The sequence below is a fragment of the Streptomyces sp. RLA012 genome, from assembly GCF_056270325.1.
On record NZ_JBWDPA010000002.1, the window covers coordinates 1,277,324 to 1,295,495 of the forward strand.

Annotated in this window: 15 protein-coding genes; 10 read left to right on the forward strand and 5 right to left on the reverse strand. The window is 72.1% G+C overall.

Translation table 11 applies throughout. The annotated features are described in order from the left end of the window. Positions 1-135: 135 nt before the first annotated feature. Entirely contained in the window at positions 136-1,227 is a 1,092-nt protein-coding gene (locus RV986_RS06300; RefSeq protein ID WP_475916429.1) for an O-antigen ligase family protein, read from the forward strand. Positions 1,228-1,256: 29 nt separating this feature from the next. On the opposite strand, the gene RV986_RS06305 is transcribed toward RV986_RS06300, so the two are convergent. Together RV986_RS06305 and RV986_RS06310 are read right to left on the reverse strand one after the other, a co-directional pair. After that, positions 1,257-1,799 carry a hypothetical protein gene (locus tag RV986_RS06305; RefSeq protein WP_475916430.1) on the reverse strand — a complete coding sequence of 181 codons (543 nt, stop codon included), beginning with the start codon at positions 1,797-1,799 and terminating at the stop codon, positions 1,257-1,259. Positions 1,800-1,969: 170 nt separating this feature from the next. Beyond that, complete coding sequence (locus RV986_RS06310; RefSeq protein WP_475916431.1) at positions 1,970-2,755, reverse strand: glutamate racemase; 786 nt, start codon at positions 2,753-2,755, stop codon at positions 1,970-1,972. A gap of 58 nt (positions 2,756-2,813) precedes the next feature. On the opposite strand from RV986_RS06310, the gene RV986_RS06315 reads away from it, so the two are divergent. Then, positions 2,814-4,049, forward strand: coding sequence for a glycosyltransferase (locus RV986_RS06315; RefSeq protein WP_475916432.1), 1,236 nt, complete (start codon positions 2,814-2,816; stop codon positions 4,047-4,049). Positions 4,050-4,137: 88 nt separating this feature from the next. Here the strand turns inward: RV986_RS06315 and RV986_RS06320 are convergent, their stop codons facing one another. Then, the gene (locus RV986_RS06320) at positions 4,138-5,433 is read right to left on the reverse strand and encodes a TerD family protein (RefSeq protein WP_475916433.1); all 1,296 of its coding nucleotides are present in this window, start codon (positions 5,431-5,433) and stop codon (positions 4,138-4,140) included. A gap of 337 nt (positions 5,434-5,770) precedes the next feature. Between RV986_RS06320 and RV986_RS06325 the strand changes: the two genes are divergently transcribed. The 4 genes from RV986_RS06325 (at position 5,771) to RV986_RS06340 (ending at position 10,472) form a co-directional block, all read left to right on the forward strand. Continuing rightward, the gene (locus tag RV986_RS06325; RefSeq protein ID WP_475916434.1) at positions 5,771-6,211 is read left to right on the forward strand and encodes a DUF6643 family protein; all 441 of its coding nucleotides are present in this window, start codon (positions 5,771-5,773) and stop codon (positions 6,209-6,211) included. Positions 6,212-6,287: 76 nt separating this feature from the next. Continuing rightward, complete coding sequence (locus RV986_RS06330; RefSeq protein WP_475916435.1) at positions 6,288-7,151, forward strand: MOSC domain-containing protein; 864 nt, start codon at positions 6,288-6,290, stop codon at positions 7,149-7,151. A gap of 121 nt (positions 7,152-7,272) precedes the next feature. Then, positions 7,273-7,878, forward strand: coding sequence for an Rv1733c family protein (locus RV986_RS06335; protein ID WP_475916436.1), 606 nt, complete (start codon positions 7,273-7,275; stop codon positions 7,876-7,878). 158 nt (positions 7,879-8,036) lie between these two features. Beyond that, positions 8,037-10,472, forward strand: coding sequence for a right-handed parallel beta-helix repeat-containing protein (locus RV986_RS06340; RefSeq protein ID WP_475916437.1), 2,436 nt, complete (start codon positions 8,037-8,039; stop codon positions 10,470-10,472). Positions 10,473-10,540: 68 nt separating this feature from the next. Here RV986_RS06340 and RV986_RS06345 read toward each other — a convergent pair whose 3' ends face one another. Further along, a complete protein-coding gene (locus RV986_RS06345; protein WP_475916438.1) occupies positions 10,541-12,958 on the reverse strand; it encodes a hypothetical protein in 2,418 nt (805 codons plus the stop codon). A 279-nt stretch (positions 12,959-13,237) separates the two neighbouring features. Here RV986_RS06345 and RV986_RS06350 point away from each other — a divergent pair, with 279 nt between their 5' ends. Continuing rightward, entirely contained in the window at positions 13,238-14,068 is an 831-nt protein-coding gene (locus RV986_RS06350) for a DeoR/GlpR family DNA-binding transcription regulator (protein WP_475916439.1), read from the forward strand. A 59-nt stretch (positions 14,069-14,127) separates the two neighbouring features. After that, complete coding sequence (locus RV986_RS06355; RefSeq protein WP_475916440.1) at positions 14,128-14,607, forward strand: SRPBCC family protein; 480 nt, start codon at positions 14,128-14,130, stop codon at positions 14,605-14,607. A gap of 257 nt (positions 14,608-14,864) precedes the next feature. Here RV986_RS06355 and RV986_RS06360 read toward each other — a convergent pair whose 3' ends face one another. Continuing rightward, complete coding sequence (locus RV986_RS06360) at positions 14,865-15,989, reverse strand: PLP-dependent cysteine synthase family protein (protein WP_475916441.1); 1,125 nt, start codon at positions 15,987-15,989, stop codon at positions 14,865-14,867. Between the two features lie 384 nt (positions 15,990-16,373). Here RV986_RS06360 and RV986_RS06365 point away from each other — a divergent pair, with 384 nt between their 5' ends. Next, complete coding sequence (locus RV986_RS06365) at positions 16,374-16,697, forward strand: hypothetical protein (RefSeq protein WP_475916442.1); 324 nt, start codon at positions 16,374-16,376, stop codon at positions 16,695-16,697. An 869-nt stretch (positions 16,698-17,566) separates the two neighbouring features. Beyond that, on the forward strand, positions 17,567-18,130 hold the full coding sequence (locus RV986_RS06370; protein ID WP_475916443.1) for an ATP-binding protein: 564 nt from the start codon (positions 17,567-17,569) through the stop codon (positions 18,128-18,130). Positions 18,131-18,172 lie beyond the last annotated feature (42 nt).

The window sequence follows — 18,172 nt, forward strand, 5'->3', positions numbered from 1 at the left end:
GTTCCTGCGCAACTCGTCCACAAACCGGCGCATCAGACGTTACGGTGTGCCCGAGCCTCTGACGTGCGACCGGATGCGGCCGCGACGGTCGGGGCCCGTCACAGGTCGGGGGGCGACGGGGTGGGGTCCACGCGGATGAGGTCCGCGGCCGGTTCAGCGGCCGAAGGCGACAGACGAAACGTTTCGGACGCCACGGGCGTCATCGTGCTCGGGGCCTGCGCCGTCTGGTCCCTGATCACGGCGACCGCCCAGGACGGGCGGCCCGAGGGCGTGCTCCTGGCGGTGCTCGCCGTCGCCGCCGGCTATGCCTCGGGCCGGATCCTCGGCGCGCTCCTGCCGGTAGCCGCCCCCTGCGCCGGGGCCCTCGCCGCACTCGGCCTCGCGCTCACCGCTCCGCACACCACTCCGGGCCCGCAGATCACGGCGCCGCTCGGACACACCGGCGCCACGGCCGCCCTGCTGGCCCTGGCCACCGGAGCCGCGTGCTGTGCGGCCTGGGCGGCACGTTCGCCGGGGCCGCGGCTCGGGCTGCGGCTGCTGGCCGTCGGGATCACACTGACCGCGGCAGCCCTGGACTCGACCGCGGGATGCGTGGCCGGCGCCGGAGTGCTGCTGTGCTCGCTCGCCGCCGACCGTATGCGCCGCCGCGCCCTGGGACTCGGGGGCCTCGCCCTCGCCGCCGCGCTGACGACCGGGGCGACCTGGGCGATCGCGGAGAACGCGCTCCCCGACGGGCTGGCCGCCGCCCTGGAGGGTCAGCTCACCGAGCACCGTGTCCTGCTGTGGCACGACGCCCTCCGGCTGGCCCGCCGGAATCCGGTCCTGGGCGTGGGGCCCGGGCGTTACGGGGAACTCAGTCCGACGGTCGCGCAGTCGCTGCTGCCCGACGGCAAGCCGCACTCCGCGGCCTTGCAGCAGACGGCGGAACAGGGCGTGGTCGGCGTGGCCCTGCTCGCCGCGGTCTTCTGCTGGGTCCTCTACGCACTGTGGCGCTCGCCACGGTCCACACCGATCGTGCTGACGGCGGGCGCGGCTCTCGCGGCGCTCGCGGTGATCGCGTCGGTGGGCAACGCGCTGAGTTTCACCACGGTGACGGCCGGAGCGGGTCTGCTCGCCGGGCTCGCGACGGCGCGGCCGTTGGCGGACGACGACGATGCGGAAGACGGGGAACCCGAGAACATCCTGAGCAGGGGCGACCATCCTTGGGGGAACCGGCTGGAGCCGTGAGCCTCCGTGGCGGTGCGGGGGGGCCGAGGTCAGATCACGGTGCCGGGAGTGGCCGGCCGCAGTCGGTCACGGATGATCCGTACCATCGCCTCGGCGTTGTCCACCGTGATCGTGAACGTGTGCCCGTCACCGAGCAGCAGCACCACACCCTCGCCGCGCCGGACGATGACCGCGGTGCCCATCTCGGGACGCCAGCGATAACCCCAGCCGCCCCACTGCCGTGGCGTGACCTGGGGCGCGAAGTCGGCGCCGACGACGTGCGAGAGCGGGATACGACGACGGGGCAGCCCTATGTGGCCGCAGCGCACTTCGAGGCAGTCCTTGTCGACCTTCACGGCGACATGCACGAAGGCGAGCGTGCCGAACAGGATGAGCAGTCCCGCCGCGATGCACCCGACGACGGACATGGCGAGCGCCGCGACACCCGACGTCCACTCGGAGTCGACGGCCAGCTCGATGCCGAGCGCGATGCAGGCGGCGCCGCCGATCGCGGGCAGCCACTGGACGCGGTTGGTCGCGCGCCCGGTCCAGACCTCGGGCGAGGAGTGCTCGCCGTGCCGATGGTCCCTCATACCTATAGAGACTACTCAGGTTCCGCACCGCGGGCACCGGGTAGCGGAGGGTCACTGCTCCGGGTGGGGGCTCCTCGCACGGAGGACGTTCGGCCGGTGACGGACCGTCGCGGGTGACGGGCCGTGGCCGGAGCGGGCAGCCGCCGCCCTGAATGGCGTGCGACCGGTGGTCAGCGGGCGGGACTGACCGCCTGCAGAAGCCCGCCTTCCTCGTACGCCAGTGCCGTCACGGGCAACGCGCCCTCACGGCCGCCGAGCAGCACGGTGAGGGAGCCTTCGGCAGGGGCCTCCGGATCCGGGAGCTCGCCGATCCTGCGCAGCGCCTGCGCGGCGACCGCCCCGGCGGAGCCGTGCAGGACGAGCGGCGGGAGGCCGGGCCGCTGCACGGCTGCGCGGATGCGTTCGGCGACCAGCTCGTAATGGGTGCAGCCCAGGACGACGGCCCTTACATCCTCGGGGGTACGGGCGGCGGCTGCGGTGATCGCGGCGTCGATGCCGGCCTGGTCCCCGTGCTCCACGGCGTCGGCCAGTCCCGGGCAGGCCACTTCGGTCACGGACACCCCGTCGGCGAACTCGTCGATGAGTCCGCGCTGATAGGGGCTTCCGGTGGTGGCGGGCGTGGCCCAGATCGCGACGGGGCCGCCACCGGCCGCGGCCGGCTTGATGGCCGGGACCGTGCCGATGACGGGCACCTCCGGCTCCAGGCGGGCGCGCAGGGCGGGCAGGGCACGCACGGAAGCGGTGTTGCAGGCGACGATCAGGGCGTCCGGCCGGTGCCGCGCGGCCGCCTCGGCGACGGCGAGGGCGCGGGCGGTGACATCCTCGGGCGTACGCGGGCCCCAGGGCATGCTGCCGGGGTCCGAGGAGAGCACGAGATCGGCGTCGGGCCGCAGTCGACGTACCACGGCGGCAGCAGCGAGCAGTCCGATTCCGGAGTCCATGAGCGCGATCTTCACCCGGTCACCATAGACGATCCGCCCCGGCGGGCCGCCGGGGTGGGGCAGACTTCCGGGCGTGAGTGCCGTTGCGTGGATCGCCGTGGGATCACTGGCCGCCTGGCTGTGGCTGCTGCTCGGCCAGGGCTTCTTCTGGCGTACGGATCTGCGGCTGCCACCGCGCCGGGAGCCGGACCACTGGCCGTCCGTCGCTGTCGTGGTACCGGCACGGGACGAGGCCGCGGTGCTGCCCGAGAGCCTGCCGTCGCTGCTCGCGCAGGACTACCCGGGGCGGGCGGAGGTCTTCCTCGTCGACGACGGCAGCTCGGACGGCACCGGGGAGCTGGCCCGCGAGCTCGCCCGCGCGCACGGCGGGCTGCCGCTCACCGTCGACTCGCCCGGGGAGCCGCCCGCGGGCTGGACCGGCAAGCTCTGGGCGGTACGCCACGGCATCGCGCTGGCACGCGCGCGTGGAGGCACATCGCACGGTCCGGAATCGCACGGTCCGGAATCCCGAGGTCCCGCATCGCAGGGCCCCGTATACCTGCTGCTGACGGACGCGGACATCGCGCATGCGCCGGACAGCCTGCGGACGCTGGTGGCCGCGGCGGACACCGGCGGCTTCGACCTCGTCTCCCAGATGGCCCGGCTGCGCGTGGAGAGCGCGTGGGAGCGGCTCGTCGTGCCGGCGTTCGTCTACTTCTTCGCGCAGCTCTATCCCTTCCGCCGGATCGCGGTGAAGGGCTCGCGGACGGCTGCCGCCGCGGGCGGCTGCGTGCTGCTGCGCACGGACGCCGCCGAGCGGGCGCGGATTCCGGACGCCATCCGACAGGCCGTCATCGACGACGTGGCGCTCGCCAGGGCGGTGAAGGGGAGTGGCGGCCACATCTGGCTGGGGCTGGCCGAGCGCGTCGACAGCGTGCGCCCCTACCCGCGGCTGCGCGACCTGTGGCACATGATCTCGCGCAGCGCCTACGCCCAACTGCGGCACAACCCACTGCTGCTGCTCGGTACGGTTCTCGGCCTCGCTCTCGTCTACCTGGTTCCGCCGGTCGCGCTCTTCACCGGGCTCGTCTCGGGGAGCCCGGAGGTCGCGATGCTCGGCGGGCTCGCGTGGCTGCTCATGACGGTCACGTATCTGCCGATGCTGCGCTACTACCGGCAGCCGCCGTGGCTGGCGCCTTTGCTGCCGGTCACCGCCTTCTTGTACCTCCTCATGACGGTCGATTCCGCGGTGCAGCACTACAGGGGGCGCGGCGCGGCCTGGAAGGGCCGCACCTACGCACGCCCCGACGCGGCCCTCGACGAGCACTGAACGCTTACTTCTTGCGGATAACCGGCCGCGGATCACCGGCCGCAGTTCGCCGGCCGCAGTTCGCCGACCGCAGTTCGCCGGCCGCGGGTCACTTCCTGCCCGGGGTCCAGTTCATGCCCCACCCGTAGATGCGGTCGACGGTCCGCTGCGGGCTCACGCCGCGCTCGGGCACGAGGTAGCGGGCCTCGCGCTGGACGATCAGATCGCCGCCGTTGTTCGTGATGAGGGCGAGTGCGCAGACGGTCGAGGGGACCGTGCACTCGTCGAGCGAGAAGTCCACCGGAGCGCCGTTCAGCGGCTGGAGGGTGACCGTGGCGTGCAGATCGGCGAACGAGCGCGCTCCTTCGTAGATGGTCACGAAGATGAGGATGCGCCGGAAGCTCTGGCGGTGATCGAGGTTGACGGTGAGGTTCTCACCGCTCTCGACGGCACCGGTGCGGTCGTCGCCGTCGAGGTGGATGTACGGCGGCTGGTGCAGCGCCCCGAAGGCGTTGCCGAGCGCCTGGACGACTCCCTTGCGGCCGTCGGACAACTCGTACAGGGCGCAGAGGTCGAGATCGAGGTCCGCGTGCATCGCGACGGCCCGGCCCCGCTTGCCGCCCCACCCCGTGAACTGCTTGCGCACCTCCCAGTTGAGGTTCACGCGCATGGCGCCGGAGGTGCCGCCCTGCTTGGCCAGCGAGACCGAGGGAGCCTCCTTGGTGAGCGTGACCTTGGAGAGACGGACCGGGGCCCTGGGCGGGGCGGGCGGCGGAGTCATGGTGGGGGGCGGCGCGGTGACGGGCGGCGCAGTGATGGGCGGCGCGCCGGCGGGGGGTCCGGTGACGGCGGGCGCGACCGGGGCTGGCGTCGCGTGCTGCGGCTCGTCCACCGTGATTCCGTAGTCCTTCGCCAGACCTTCCAGCCCACTGCCGTATCCCTGTCCGACCGCACGGAACTTCCAGGCACCCTGACGCCGGTAGAACTCGCCCAGCACGAACGCGGTCTCGACGGTCGCGTCACTGCTGTCGAAGCGCGCGACCTCCGTGCCCTGCCGTGCGTCGAGCACCCGGACGGACAGACCGGGCACCTGCCCGAAGGTGCCGCCGTCCGCGGAGGCGGCCAGTACCACGGTCTCGATCGCGGGCTCCACGCGCGCGAGGTCGACGAACAGCGTGTCGGTGACCTGACCACCCGCGTTCCGCTTGCCCTCGTGCCGCACGGCACCCGAGGAGTGCGCCGGTTGGTTGTAGAACACGAAGTCGCCGTCCGAACGGACCTTCCCGGACAGCAGCAACAGCGCGGAGGCATCCGCGTCGGGCACCCCGGGTCCCGAACGCCAGCCCATTTCGACGCGCAGCGCACCTGTCGGCACCGGAACATTCGCACCTTTAGGCATTGTCATGTCCGCCCCCATCACGTGTCACCGCGCCAGGCCGTGTCTCGGGCCCTCCCTCGGACCCTTTCCCGCCCAACCTATTCTCCCTGGGCGACGAACTCCTGTGACCAGCCCCGGAAGATCCCGTGAGGTGCTCCGGAGGAGGCCGTGACGGGCCTCGGAAGACCGCTGGTCAACCCCTGGTAACCCCCGCGGAACTCGGCCTTTACACGATCCGAACGCCATGCGGTGCCCTTTTTTGCCGAGTTCGCTCGCATTGGGGATCCCGCGTCACGGCCGACACGGAAAACAACCCTCTTATCGGTCTCCCCAACCAGCACATCGTGGGCTTAACTTATGTGCCATGACCTCCCCCCGCTCCACCTATGGCGGCGGTTACTACTCCGCGCCGTCCTTCCCGGACACCCCGATCTACGACTCCCTCGTCGCCGAGCGGGGCACCCCCCAGATCGCCCCGATCCGGGTTCCCGCCGCCTACGACACCAGCAGCAGCTACCTGCCCGCGCTCCCGTCCGCGCTCCCCGCCCTGCCGGCCGGACCCTCCCAGCAGGCTCCCTCGTACGGTGGCTACCCGCAGGCCCAGCAGCCCTCGCCGCTCCAGCAGGCCCCCGCGCCGTACATCCCGCAGCAGGCCGCCCCGCGCGGTTACCCGGGACCCCAGCAGCAGCCGCAGCGCCCGATGGCGGCCGGCACCGGCTACGAGGCGATGCGCCCCGCGGCTCCCCGCCCCGCCCCGGCTCCGTACCAGGACCCGTACAACAACCAGCAGTACCGCGGGTACTGACCACTGACGTACCCGAGCGACTGAGGCACTGAGGCATTCGGACCGGATTGTCGGTCCTTGCTGGCACGATGGCGTCATGGGGAACGCGGAGCTGCACTCGATCCATGTCCATCCGGTCAAGGCGTTCCGGGGCCAGTCACCCCGGGAGGCCGTCGTGGAGCCCTGGGGGCTGGCCGGAGACCGACGGTGGGTACTCATCGACGCCGGGGGGAAGGTCGTCACACAACGCCAGCAACCACGTCTGGCGCTGGCCGCCGCCGAGCTGCTGCCCGGCGGCGGCATTCGGCTGTCCGCGCCCGGCCGTGAGCCGGTGACCGTCCCCGTCCCGGAGCCGGCCGGCACGACGACGCTGGACATCTTCGGCGACAAGGTGGAGGCGGTCGCCGCGGACGCCACCGCACATGCGTGGTGCAGCGGCTATCTGGGGACCGAGGTGCGTCTCCTCCACATGGACGATCCCGCCACACGCAGACCGGTGGACCCGGACTACGCACGCACGGGCGAGACCGTCAGCTTCGCCGACGGCTATCCGCTGCTGGTCACCACGCTCGCCTCGCTGGAGGCGCTCAACACCTGGATCGCCCAGGGGGACCGCGCCCATGAGGGCCCCCTCCCGATGAACCGCTTCCGGCCGAACGTGGTGGTGGCGGGCACCGCGGCCTGGGCCGAGGACGGCTGGAGACGGATCGCCATCGGCGAGGTCACCTTCCGGATCCCCAAGATGTGCGGCCGCTGCGTCGTGACCACCACCGATCAGGACACCGCCGAGCGCGGCAAAGAGCCGCTGCGCACCCTCGCGCGCCACCGCCGTTTCGGGTCCGAGCTGGTCTTCGGACAGAACCTGGTGCCCGAGTCCTCCGGCACGGTGCGGGTCGGCGATCCGGTCACGGTCCTCGAACAGTCCGCCCCGGGGAACCCGGGCCCCGGGCGCGGTCGTTGAGACTGCGTGAGAAGTTCATGAAGGGCCCGCGGAAAGGGTGATCTCGCTCTCTCTTTCCCGGCGCCCGGACGTGAACGGCTCCGTGGGGCGTTATCACGGACGGGGAAGGGGGTGCGGATCGGTGCGCACCATCGGCGGTCTCTGGCGCTGGCGGCACAATCCGCTGCGCCGTACGACCGATCTGGTCGAGGCCTGGCTGGCCCTGCTGGCCGTCCTGCTGATCGTCGTCGTCGCACCCCTGATCGGCGCCCTCACCGGAGCGGTGGCCGAGGACGCCCTGCAACAGGCCGTTCGGGACCAGCGACGGGCTCGCCACGTGGTGACGGCCACCGTGGTCAAGAAGGTGGAGCGGGACCCGCTGAGCCCCGATCCCGAGGCCTCGTCGGCGCAGGACCCGAACACCCGCGTGCTCGCCGACTGGACCGCACCGGACGGCTCCGCGCACCACGGCAAGGTGATGGCCGCCCTCACCTCACCGCACAAGGGCGACCACTTCGCGCTCTGGACCGACGAGCACGGCGAGATGGTCAGTCGCCCGCTGGATCCGGCCACCGCGACGACGCACGCCGTGCTGGCGGGGTTCGGAGCGGCCCTGATCGCCGCGGGGCTCCTCGACAGCGGCAGGCGCCTGATCCTCTGGCACATGGTCCGTCGCCGGTACGCCCGTTGGGATCAGGCATGGGACAAGGCGGGTCCGGACTGGGGCAGGACCGGCACCGGCAGCTGACCGCCTTCCGGCTCCGGTCAACCCACCGTCCCCGCGCACGCTACGGTGGACCGACCGAACCGTTCGGCACCGTCGTGAGAAGCTGTTCTTGATCGCGACGGGGATTCAACACGGCCTCGCAGGACCCGCGTACGACGAGGTGGGGGCACAACAGCGCCATGGCACAGGGCACGGTCCAGGTGACGCACACCGGCACCTCGCGGTGGCGGCGCCGCACAGGAGAGTACGCATCGCTGGCCGCCGCCCTGGAGGCCGCGGCCGACGGGGACGTACTCACCGTCGCGCCCGGCACCTACCGGGAGAACCTCGTGGTCCAGCGCGCGGTGACGCTGCGCGGCCCCGAGGGCTCCCCCGGCTCCGTGCGCATCGCGCCGGTGGACGGGGTGCCGCTGACCGTCCGTGCCTCCGCCGTGGTGCAGGACCTGCACGTGGAGGGCCAGGACTCGGCCGCACCCGCGCTGCTCGTCGAGGAGGGCACCCCGGAACTGCTGGACGTGCGGATCGTCACGCGCTCCGCCGCCGGCATCGAGGTGCGCGGCGGTGCCCGACCGACCGTGCGCCGCTGCACCGTCGACAATCCGGCCGGCATCGGTATCGCCGTACTGGACGGCGGCGGTGGGGTGTTCGAGGAGTGCGAGGTCGTCGCGGCCGGGCAGTCCGGCATCGCGGTCCGTGGCGGCGGCCATCCCCGCCTGGAGCGCTGCCGGGTGCACCACGCCTCCGGCGCGGGCCTGTCGGTGACCGGCGAGAACTCCTCGCTGGAGGCGGTCGGCTGCGAGGTGTACGAGGTCAAGGGCTCCGGCGTGCAGATCACCGCGCGCGCCACGGCCCATCTCACCGACTGCGATGTGCACCGCACGACCTCGGACGGCATCACGCTGGACACGGACGCCGTGCTCACCCTCGCCGACTGCCGCATCCACGACATCCCTGAGAACGCGGTGGATCTGCGTTCCCGCTCGGTCCTCACCCTGACCCGCACCACCGTGCGGCAGTTCGGGCGCAACGGCCTGTCGGTCTGGGACCCGGGCACACGCGTGGACGCCAACCAGTGCGAGATCTTCGACAGCACCGGCGACTACCCCGCGGTGTGGGTCAGTGACGGCGCGACCGCGGTGCTCGAATCCTGTCGGGTGCACGACGTGCCGGACGCCCTGTTCGTCCTCGACCGCGGTTCACGCGTGGACGTCGTCGACAGCGACCTCTCCCAAGTACGCAACACCGCCGTCTCGGTGAGCGACGGCGCGACCGTGCAGCTCGACGACTGCCGGATCCGGGACGCCGCGACGGGCGCCTGGTTCCGTGACCACGGAAGCGGCGGCACCCTGTCCGGCTGCACCGTGGACGGCACCCAGACCGGCGTGATCGTCACCAAGGGCGCCGACCCCACCTTCGAGCGCTGCACGGTCGATTCGCCCGCCGAGGCCGGTTTCTATGTGTCGGCGGGTGGCCGGGGCAGCTTCCACAACTGCCGGGTGACGGGCAGTGGGGGCTACGGCTTCCATGTCATCGACGGCTGCCGGGCGACGCTGAAGAAGTGCCGTACGGAGCGCTGCGCGCGCGGGGGTTACGAGTTCACCGACGGCGGCAACGCACCGGGGAGCGGCCCCGTCGTCGAGGACTGCACCAGCGACGAGAGCGCCGGCGTACGACCCCCGGCGCACGAGACGGCCGTACAGACGTCCAACGCGTCTTCGAGCCTGCTCGGCGCGATCCCGGGCCAGCGCACCACCGAGCAGGAACCGCTCGTCACCGCCTCCGAGCCCGAACCCGCGCAGCCGGCCCGTACGTCGAAGGTCGTCCTCGGTGAACTCGACGGCCTGGTGGGACTGGAGAGCGTCAAACGCGAGGTGCGCGCCCTCACCGACATGATCGAGGTGGGCCGCCGCAGACAGCTGGCGGGCCTCAAGGCGGCCTCCGCCCGCCGCCACTTGGTCTTCACGGGCTCCCCCGGCACCGGCAAGACGACGGTCGCCCGGCTGTACGGAGAGATCCTCGCCTCCCTCGGTGTCCTGGAGAAGGGCCATCTCGTCGAGGTGTCCCGCGTCGACCTGGTCGGCGAACACATCGGCTCCACGGCGATCCGCACCCAGGAGGCGTTCGACCGGGCGCGCGGCGGGGTGCTGTTCATCGACGAGGCGTACGCGCTGTCACCGGAGGACTCGGGCCGCGACTTCGGCCGCGAGGCCATCGACACGCTCGTCAAGCTGATGGAGGACCACCGGGACGCGGTCGTCGTGATCGTCGCGGGCTACACGGCCGAGATGGAGCGCTTCCTCACCGTCAACCCCGGTGTGGCGTCCCGTTTCTCACGGACCATCACCTTCAGCGACTACCTCCCCGAGGAGCTGCTGCGGATCGTGGAGCAGCAGGCCGAGGAGCACGAGTACAGCCTCGCGCCCGGCGCGCCCGAGGCGCTGCTGAAGTACTTCACGGCCATCCCCAAGGGGCCCGCGTTCGGCAACGGCCGCACCGCGCGGCAGACCTTCGAGGCGATGGTCGAGCGGCACGCGGGACGGGTCGCCCAGCTCGCCGAGCCGAGCACCGACGACCTCACGCTGCTCTACCCGGAGGACCTGCCGGAGCTGCCCTGAGCATCACCCGGTGGACGGGCGGGCGCCCCCTCAGTTCCGCGCGTCTCCCTCAGTTCCGCGCGTCCCCCTCAGTTCCGCGCGTCCCCCTCGCTTCCGGACGTCGCCCTCAGTTCCGCGTCGCCTTCAAAACGAGGGCCCGGCACCGCCTCGGGCCGCAGCCGTGCCAGCAGTCGTTCGCGCTCCTCGGCGAAGGCCGGGTCCCTCTGGTAGTCCCCGTGGCCGAGGATCGGCGCGGGCAACGGATGCTCCTGGGTGCGCCCGTAGGCGAGCGGGTCCTTCAGGGGCGCGCGGTCGACCTGCGGACCGCAGTCGCCGGGCAGCCGTACGGGGCCGCCGATGGGGTCGGTGAGGCGGTACAGGTTGCGCCAGCAGTCGACCTCGCGGTGCAGCGAGCTGAGGGCGGCCGGGCCGAAGTGGGCCGGGAACCAGCGCCCGTAGAGCCGCTCCAGGGGTGAGCCGTAGGTGAGCAGCGCGACCCGTCTGCGTACCGACGGCTTGATCTGCCAGGCCGCGGCGGCCGCCAGCACACTGCCCTGGGAGTGCCCGGAGAGTACGAGCCGCCCGCCGGTGGCGCGGGTCCAGGTGACCATCCGCCAGGTCAGGTCGGGCACGGCGCGCTCGGCGTAGCAGGGCGGCGCGAAGGGGTGGGCGGCGCGCGGCCAGAAGGTACCGACGTCCCAGAGGATGCCGATGGTGCGGCGGGCCGCCGGGTCCTTGTAGGCGCGGCGGCCCCAGGTGACCAGGAGTATGAAGCCAAGCCCGATCAGCCAGGACCCGAGCCCCTGCGCGGCTTCCGCGGTGCCGCGGACGAGGGCGTACGACCCGCGCGCGGCCTCTGCCGGTGTGTCCCCGGTGGTCAGGGCGCCCACCAGGGCTCCGGCACCGAGGAGCAGGGTCGCGGAGGAGGTGACCCCGACGATCAGGGGCGCCCGGTCGGTGAGGGTCGCCATCGCCCGCGTGCTCGCGATCCGGCGGGTGCGGGCGGTGTCCTTGGCCTCCCCCCGGTGGTCGAGTTCCACCGCGCGCATCTCGTGACCGCGCAGCCGCCAGGCACGCCCCGCGAGCCGGGCGCACAGGACGAGGAGCACCAGGAGCGTCGGCGGGATCACGGACGCCTGCCAGGTCAGCAGGACGGGCGGGCCGGGCAGCGAGCCTCTGGTGCCGTCCAGCCAGTCGGCGACGCGCTGGGCCACCCCGCCGGACATCACGCCGCCCAGCGCGCAGGCCAGCATCGCGACCGCGGGTCCGGCCAGACCGTGCAGCGCGGTGCGGGTGCCGACGGGGGTGTCCCCTGCTCGTGCGGAGCGGAGAGTTCGGGACAGCGCGCGGTGCAGGAGGCAGGCCACCACGCCCAGCGCGATGACCAGCAGCCCCTGCGAGAGGGCGAGGACGCCGAAGATCGTGTCTCCGGGCAGCCGTCCTGTCGAGTGCCAGCCGGGCCGTGACCATCCGGCGTACAGCAGGGTCAGGGCGAGCAGGACGATCGAGCCGAGCGGCAGCCCGCGCACCAGGGTCGCGTCCAGTTCCCGGTCCAGCCGGTTCTCGCTGCGCCCGCGGCGGCAGACCACCCACAGCACCACGACCGCGCCCACGGCCAGGGACGCGTACAGGAGCAGGCCCAGGCTCCCGAGCACGGCGGAACCCCCGGTCCCCCGGTCGAAGCGGGCGGCGGGGATCCCGACGGCCGCGGTGACGGTGAGGAGTCCCGCCGCGGTGTGCGCGGCGCGCAGCCGGGCCACCAGCCGGCGCCCGTACCAGAAGCCGGGCCTGCCGAGCCCGGTGCGGCCCATCTCCTCGGCGGGCTCGGGCCTGCGGGAGATCGGCTGCTGTGACTCGTAGGCACTCCAGGTGCGGTGGGAGAGGTACCAGAGCAGGCCGGTGAGGCCCGCGGGCACCAGGCCGGCCAGGGCGAGGCGGCGGCCGGGCCCGCTCCACCAGCCGTTGTCGGACAGGTCCGGGGAGAGGAAGCCCAGCCAGGAGTGCGCCTCGGCGCACGCGCGTGTGCCCGCGCACTGCCAGGCGGCCAGATCGAGGGCGACCTCGCAGGCGGCGGCGACCAGGAGCACGGTCAGGGTGAGACCGGCCAGCCGGACGAGCAGGCCGTACACGCGGACCGTCCGGGTGCGGCCGCGGGTGGCGGGACGCATCCAGTGGGCGAGGTTGACGACCATGAAGGGCAGCAGCAACAGCCACAGGGCCCGGGTGCCGTTGCCGGAGGTGAGGTTGCACCACACATAGGCCTCGGGCACCGGTTTGCCGCGGTAGTCGTCGGGGCGGCGCTCCGCGTCGGCGTCGTCGAGGCGCCGGAAGACGGCCGCCGTGTCGTCGCCGCTGATCCGGACCGTGCGCGGGTCGTCCAGCATCTGCTCGGGTGTGGTGCCCCCGACTCCGTGGACCAGGAGTTCGAGGGCGGTCTCGGCCGCGTCGGGCCGCTGGGCGGGGCCGCTGAGCTCTCCCGCCGCACCATGTTCGTGTGCACGCTCCACTGATCCGCACTTCCCCCGTGCTGTGTATGGCGTGTGTCATGTGCAGGCACAAGGATCTCCGATCAGGCGTGCGCGCACACCTGTGGTCACGGAATCTCCCCGATACGTGTGACAGTGCCGCAACGGTAGGGACGCGGTGTGTGTACGGGGAGTGGCGCGCGTGTCGGCGGCCCGTGCGAGGATGGGTCGTCCTCCAGACCTCGGGCAAGGAGAATGTCCACGTGGGAGCGGGTTCGGGCGGAGTGTTGAGCAGCTTGGGGCGAAGGGATCGGAGCGGACGTGAGTGAGAATCAGAACCTCCTCGCGGAGCAGCGTCGCGCCCTGATCCTCGACGAGGTACGGCGTCGGGGCGGGGTTCGGGTGAACGAGCTGACCCGCAAACTCGGTGTCTCCGACATGACGGTCCGCCGCGACCTCGACGCGCTCGCCCGCCAGGGTGTGGTGGAGAAGGTGCACGGCGGCGCGGTGCCGGTGGTCGAGGCGAGTACGCACGAGCCGGGCTTCGAGGCCAAGTCGGGTCTGGAGCTGACCGCCAAGGAGGACATCGCGCGGGCCGCCGCCGAACTGGTCGCGCCGGGCACGGCGATCGCGCTCTCGGGCGGTACGACGACATATGCGCTGGCCCATCAGCTCCTGGACGTGCCGGACCTGACCGTGGTGACCAACTCGGTACGGGTGGCGGACGTCTTCCACTCGGCGCAGCGCGTCTCCGGTCAGCGGCAGGGCGCGGCCACCGTCGTTCTGACGGGCGGGGTACGCACCCCGTCCGACTCCCTTGTCGGGCCCGTCGCCGACCAGGCCATCGCGGCGCTCCACTTCGACATGCTGTTCCTCGGGGTGCACGGGATATCGGTCGAGGCGGGCCTGTCGACGCCGAACCTGGCGGAGGCCGAGACCAACCGGCGGCTGGTGCAGTCCGCGCGGCGCGTCGTCGTGGTCGCCGACCACACCAAGTGGGGCACGGTGGGCCTGAGCTCGTTCGCCGCACTGGAACAGGTCGACACGCTGGTCACCGACGCCGGACTGCCGACCGAGGCCCGCGCCGAGATCTCCGAGCACCTGAGGCGGCTGGTGGTGGCCGGGGAACCCGAGGACGGTACAGACATCTGACGGTCCGCCAGTTATGGTGACGCTGCCCGTGAATCCGTCTCCACGAGGGGGTTTCGTCCATGGCACGCCGTCTGCGCCCGGTGGGTGTCGAGTTCACCGGGACCGCTCCCCTGCGGCTGGTGTTCGCGCGGGAGGTGGCCGCCTCTCCCGAGGCGGTGTTCCATGCTCTCGCCGAGGACGTGCCGGGCTGGAGCGAGTGGTTCTCGGCGGTGACACTGGCCCGGCCGACCGGGGACGGCACCGGGCGCGAGGTCCGGCTCAGGGGCGGCACGCGCTTCCAGGAGTCGGTCCTCACGGCCGAGGCTCCCGAGGTGTACGCGTACCGGGTGGACGTCACGAACGCGCCGGGCCCCCGCGCGCTGGTCGAGGAGTGGCGGCTGACACCGGCCGGGAAGGGCACACGGGTCCAGTGGACCTTCGCCGCCGACGGCTCGGCCCCGTTCCGGCTGGCCCTGAGGCTGGGGCGGGCGGGCCTGGGCCGCGCCTTCCACCAGGCGGTCACGGCGCTGGACCGACGCCTGGCATCGACACACGCCTGACGTCAGTCACCAACGGCCGACGTCGACACATGTGCGACGTCACGGGCGGCCTCCGCCGACGTGCGTGCGACATGACCGGCGGCCTCCGCCGACATACGTGCGACATGACCGGCGGCCTCCGCCGACATACGTGCGACATGACCGGCGAACGGCCTTGGTACGCGCGTGACTTCGCCCACGGACGGTCTCAGCACGCGGACGACGTCACCGGTGGCCGGGGGTCGGCCGGCCGCCCGGCCGGGGTCTCCGGTTCGCCGTCAGTCCGGCCAGACGCCCGTCTCCAGCAGCGACGCGATCGCCGCCGTGTAGGGCGCGATGTCGAGCCCCTGTTCGGCGAGCCACGCGTCCGAGTAGTACTTGTCCAGGTACCGGTCACCGGGGTCGCACAGCAGTGTCACCACGCTCCCCTTGCGCCCCTCGGTCACCATCTCGGCGACGATCTTCAGCGCGCTCCACAGACCCGTGCCGGTCGAACCGCCCGCCTTGCGGCCGATGGCCTGTTCCAGTGCCCGTACGGCCGCGACGCTCGCGGCGTCCGGCACCTTCATCATCCGGTCGATCGCGCCCGGCACGAAGCTCGGTTCCATCCTTGGCCGGCCGATGCCCTCGATGCGCGAGCCGCGGTCGCAGGTGACGTCCGGATCGCCGGTGGTCCAGCCCTCGAAGAAACAGGAGTTCTCCGGGTCGGCGACGCAGATGCGCGTGTCGGACTGTGTGTAGTGGACGTAGCGCGCGAGCGTCGCCGAGGTGCCGCCGGTGCCGGCCGTGGCGACGATCCACGCGGGCTCCGGGAAACGCTCCAACTCCAGTTGGCGGAAGATGGATTCGGCGATGTTGTTGTTGCCGCGCCAGTCCGTGGCCCGTTCCGCGTAGGTGAACTGGTCCATGTAGTGTCCGCCGGTGTCGACCGCGAGGGCGGCGGACTCCTCGTACATTTTGCGGGAGTCGTCCACGAAGTGGCACTGCCCGCCGTGGAACTCGATCAGACGGCACTTCTCGGCGCTCGTCGTGCGCGGCATGACCGCGATGAAGGGCACGCCGATCAGCTTCGCGAAGTACGCCTCCGAGACGGCCGTCGAGCCGCTGGACGCCTCGATCACGGGGCGGCCCGGCCGGATCCAGCCATTGCACAGGCCGTAGAGAAAGAGTGAGCGGGCGAGACGGTGCTTGAGGCTGCCGGTGGGGTGGGTCGACTCGTCCTTCAGATAGAGATCGATACCCCACGACTCGGGCAGCGGGAAACGCAGCAGATGGGTGTCGGCCGAGCGATTCGCATCCGCCTGGACTTTGCGGACGGCCTCTTTGAGCCAGCCGCGGTACCGCGCGTCACTGTGGTCGACATCGAGGGTTTCGCCGGTCCGGATCTGCTGGGGGCTGCTCACGGCGGGGCTCCTTACGCATCGCGCCGACGCCGGTTCAGCTGGTCGGACGCCTCGATCATAAACACCTTGCACACGCTTCTCACCTGCATAAACACAACTTTGAGTCCCTCAAAGGCGCCCCTGGAGCAGGGGTGTCCGAAGCGACGGGGGCGCACCCGGGCGAGTGCTCCCGCCCCCGCGGTCACCTCGTCATGCGCACTGGTGCTCGACGCCGCCTGCGGGCAGACTGCACCGCATGGACGCTGCCCGCGTCCGGTCGCACCGCACGGGACGACGCTCCCGGAGCGGTCGCGTACACCGGATCAGGACCCGTGCGGGAATCGCGGGAAACGGGCCCGGGACGCGGGACAGGCAGAGCCGACGCGCACAAGGGGGCGGAGCATCATGGCGGAGCCGGAGTTCACGGCCACGGGCGTGCGGATCGGGAAGAGGCTGCGTTCGCTCACCCGGGCCGGACAGGTCCGGATCAGCGACGGCAGGCTGCAGTTGCTCACCAGCTACGGGAGCGAGATAGACAGTGCGCCGGTGCAGGCGGTGCGTGCATCGAAGCCCTGGTTCGCGCCCGAGGACCGGGCGTTGGCGGATGTCAACGGCACGCGCTACTCGCTCACGCTCGGCGAGCACGACCCCGCGCCCGGCAAACCGGGGCCGCCCTCGGCGCGCCGGTTCATCGAGGCGGTACGCAAGGCGGCGGGGCGCAACCGCTGAGCCGCCGGCCGCACGACGGCCGACGCGGGAGCCCTCCGTCCGCCACCGGCGCGGGCCACCACAGGCACCCACGGCCCGCAACGGGCGACCCCACGCAGGCACGGCCCAACGGCTCCCGACCAACGGCTGCCGACACGGAAGCCCAAGGTTCGCGAACAGCGGCTGCCGGTACGGGAGCACCGGGTTCGCAACCGGCGGCTACCGGCTCGGGAGCCCCCGGTGCGCGATCGGCGACCGTCGGCGCGGGAGCCTGTGGCCGTCGGCAGCGGCGACGACCCGCGGGGAAGCCATCGGCGCGCACACCAGCGACGCCGGGCACGCCGGGCACGCCGGGCACGCCGGCCCCGGGCTCACCACCGGCAACCACCGGCGCCGGAGCACCCGTTCGCAACCGGCGAAGGCCGGCGCACGGGCCTCCGTCCGCCGGCACCGGCGACGCCCGGCCGGGAAACCACCGGCGCGCGCACCGGCGACGTCCGGCACGAAAGCCCCCAGCTGACCACCGGCCACCGCCTGTCGGCCCGTACGCTCTCCGTTCGCAGCCGTCGTCGGTCGGTGGCGGTCGGCGTCGGTCGGTCGCGGTCGGCGTCGGTCGGCGGACGAGCCCCGGCTCACGGGGCGGCACAGCTCATGCGAGGCCCTCGCCTCGCGCCCCGCGACGGCTCCGGCCGGAGCGGACCCGCGGACCACACCGCGAGTTGCAGGACCGCATCCCCTGAGTCACGCTGTTCTCACATCACTCTGGGTTTACCGGCGATAACGCTGCGAACCAGCCCGCCGGACACCACAGCAGGCGGCCGCTCCACGCAGCCACTCTGCTGGATCCGATCTCCGTCTTCTTCCGGACCTCAATTCGGGGAGTCGCAGCCGTGATCAGCCAGCCAAGCAGGCATTGCACGGTGGAGCTCCAAGCCCTGCCGTCGCGGATCGGCCAGGTCCGCAGAATCGTATCTGCGCAGTTGCGCTACTGGCATCTGGACGCCTTGATAGACCGGGCCGCACTCGGAGTGACCGAGCTGTTGACCAATGTCCACCGGCACGCCCAGCCGGACAAACTGTGCACCGTGGAAATCGAGCTGCTGCTCGACCGGCTCACGGTCTCGGTGCACGACCACGATCCCCGCCTGCCCGAGGTGCGGGACGTGGACATCACGGAAACCTGCGGTCGCGGTCTCGCGATGGTCGCCGCGGTCAGCGAGAGCTGGGGTGTGCGCCCGGACGGCGAGTCGGGAAAGGTCGTGTGGTTCACGCTCCCGGCGGCCCTGCCTCCGGTTGCGACGCCCGTCCTTCCGGCGTACGACACGGCCCGTGAGACCAAGCGCCGACCCATCGTCGACACGCTCGACCCCCGCGACGGACTCAGGCCCGAACGCGAGCACGAGCACGAGCACATACACGAACACGCTCCCGCCCGGTCCGCCGTTGCCGGTTGACCGGGCGGTGACTCTCACCTCGAACACCCTTCTGTCGCTCAC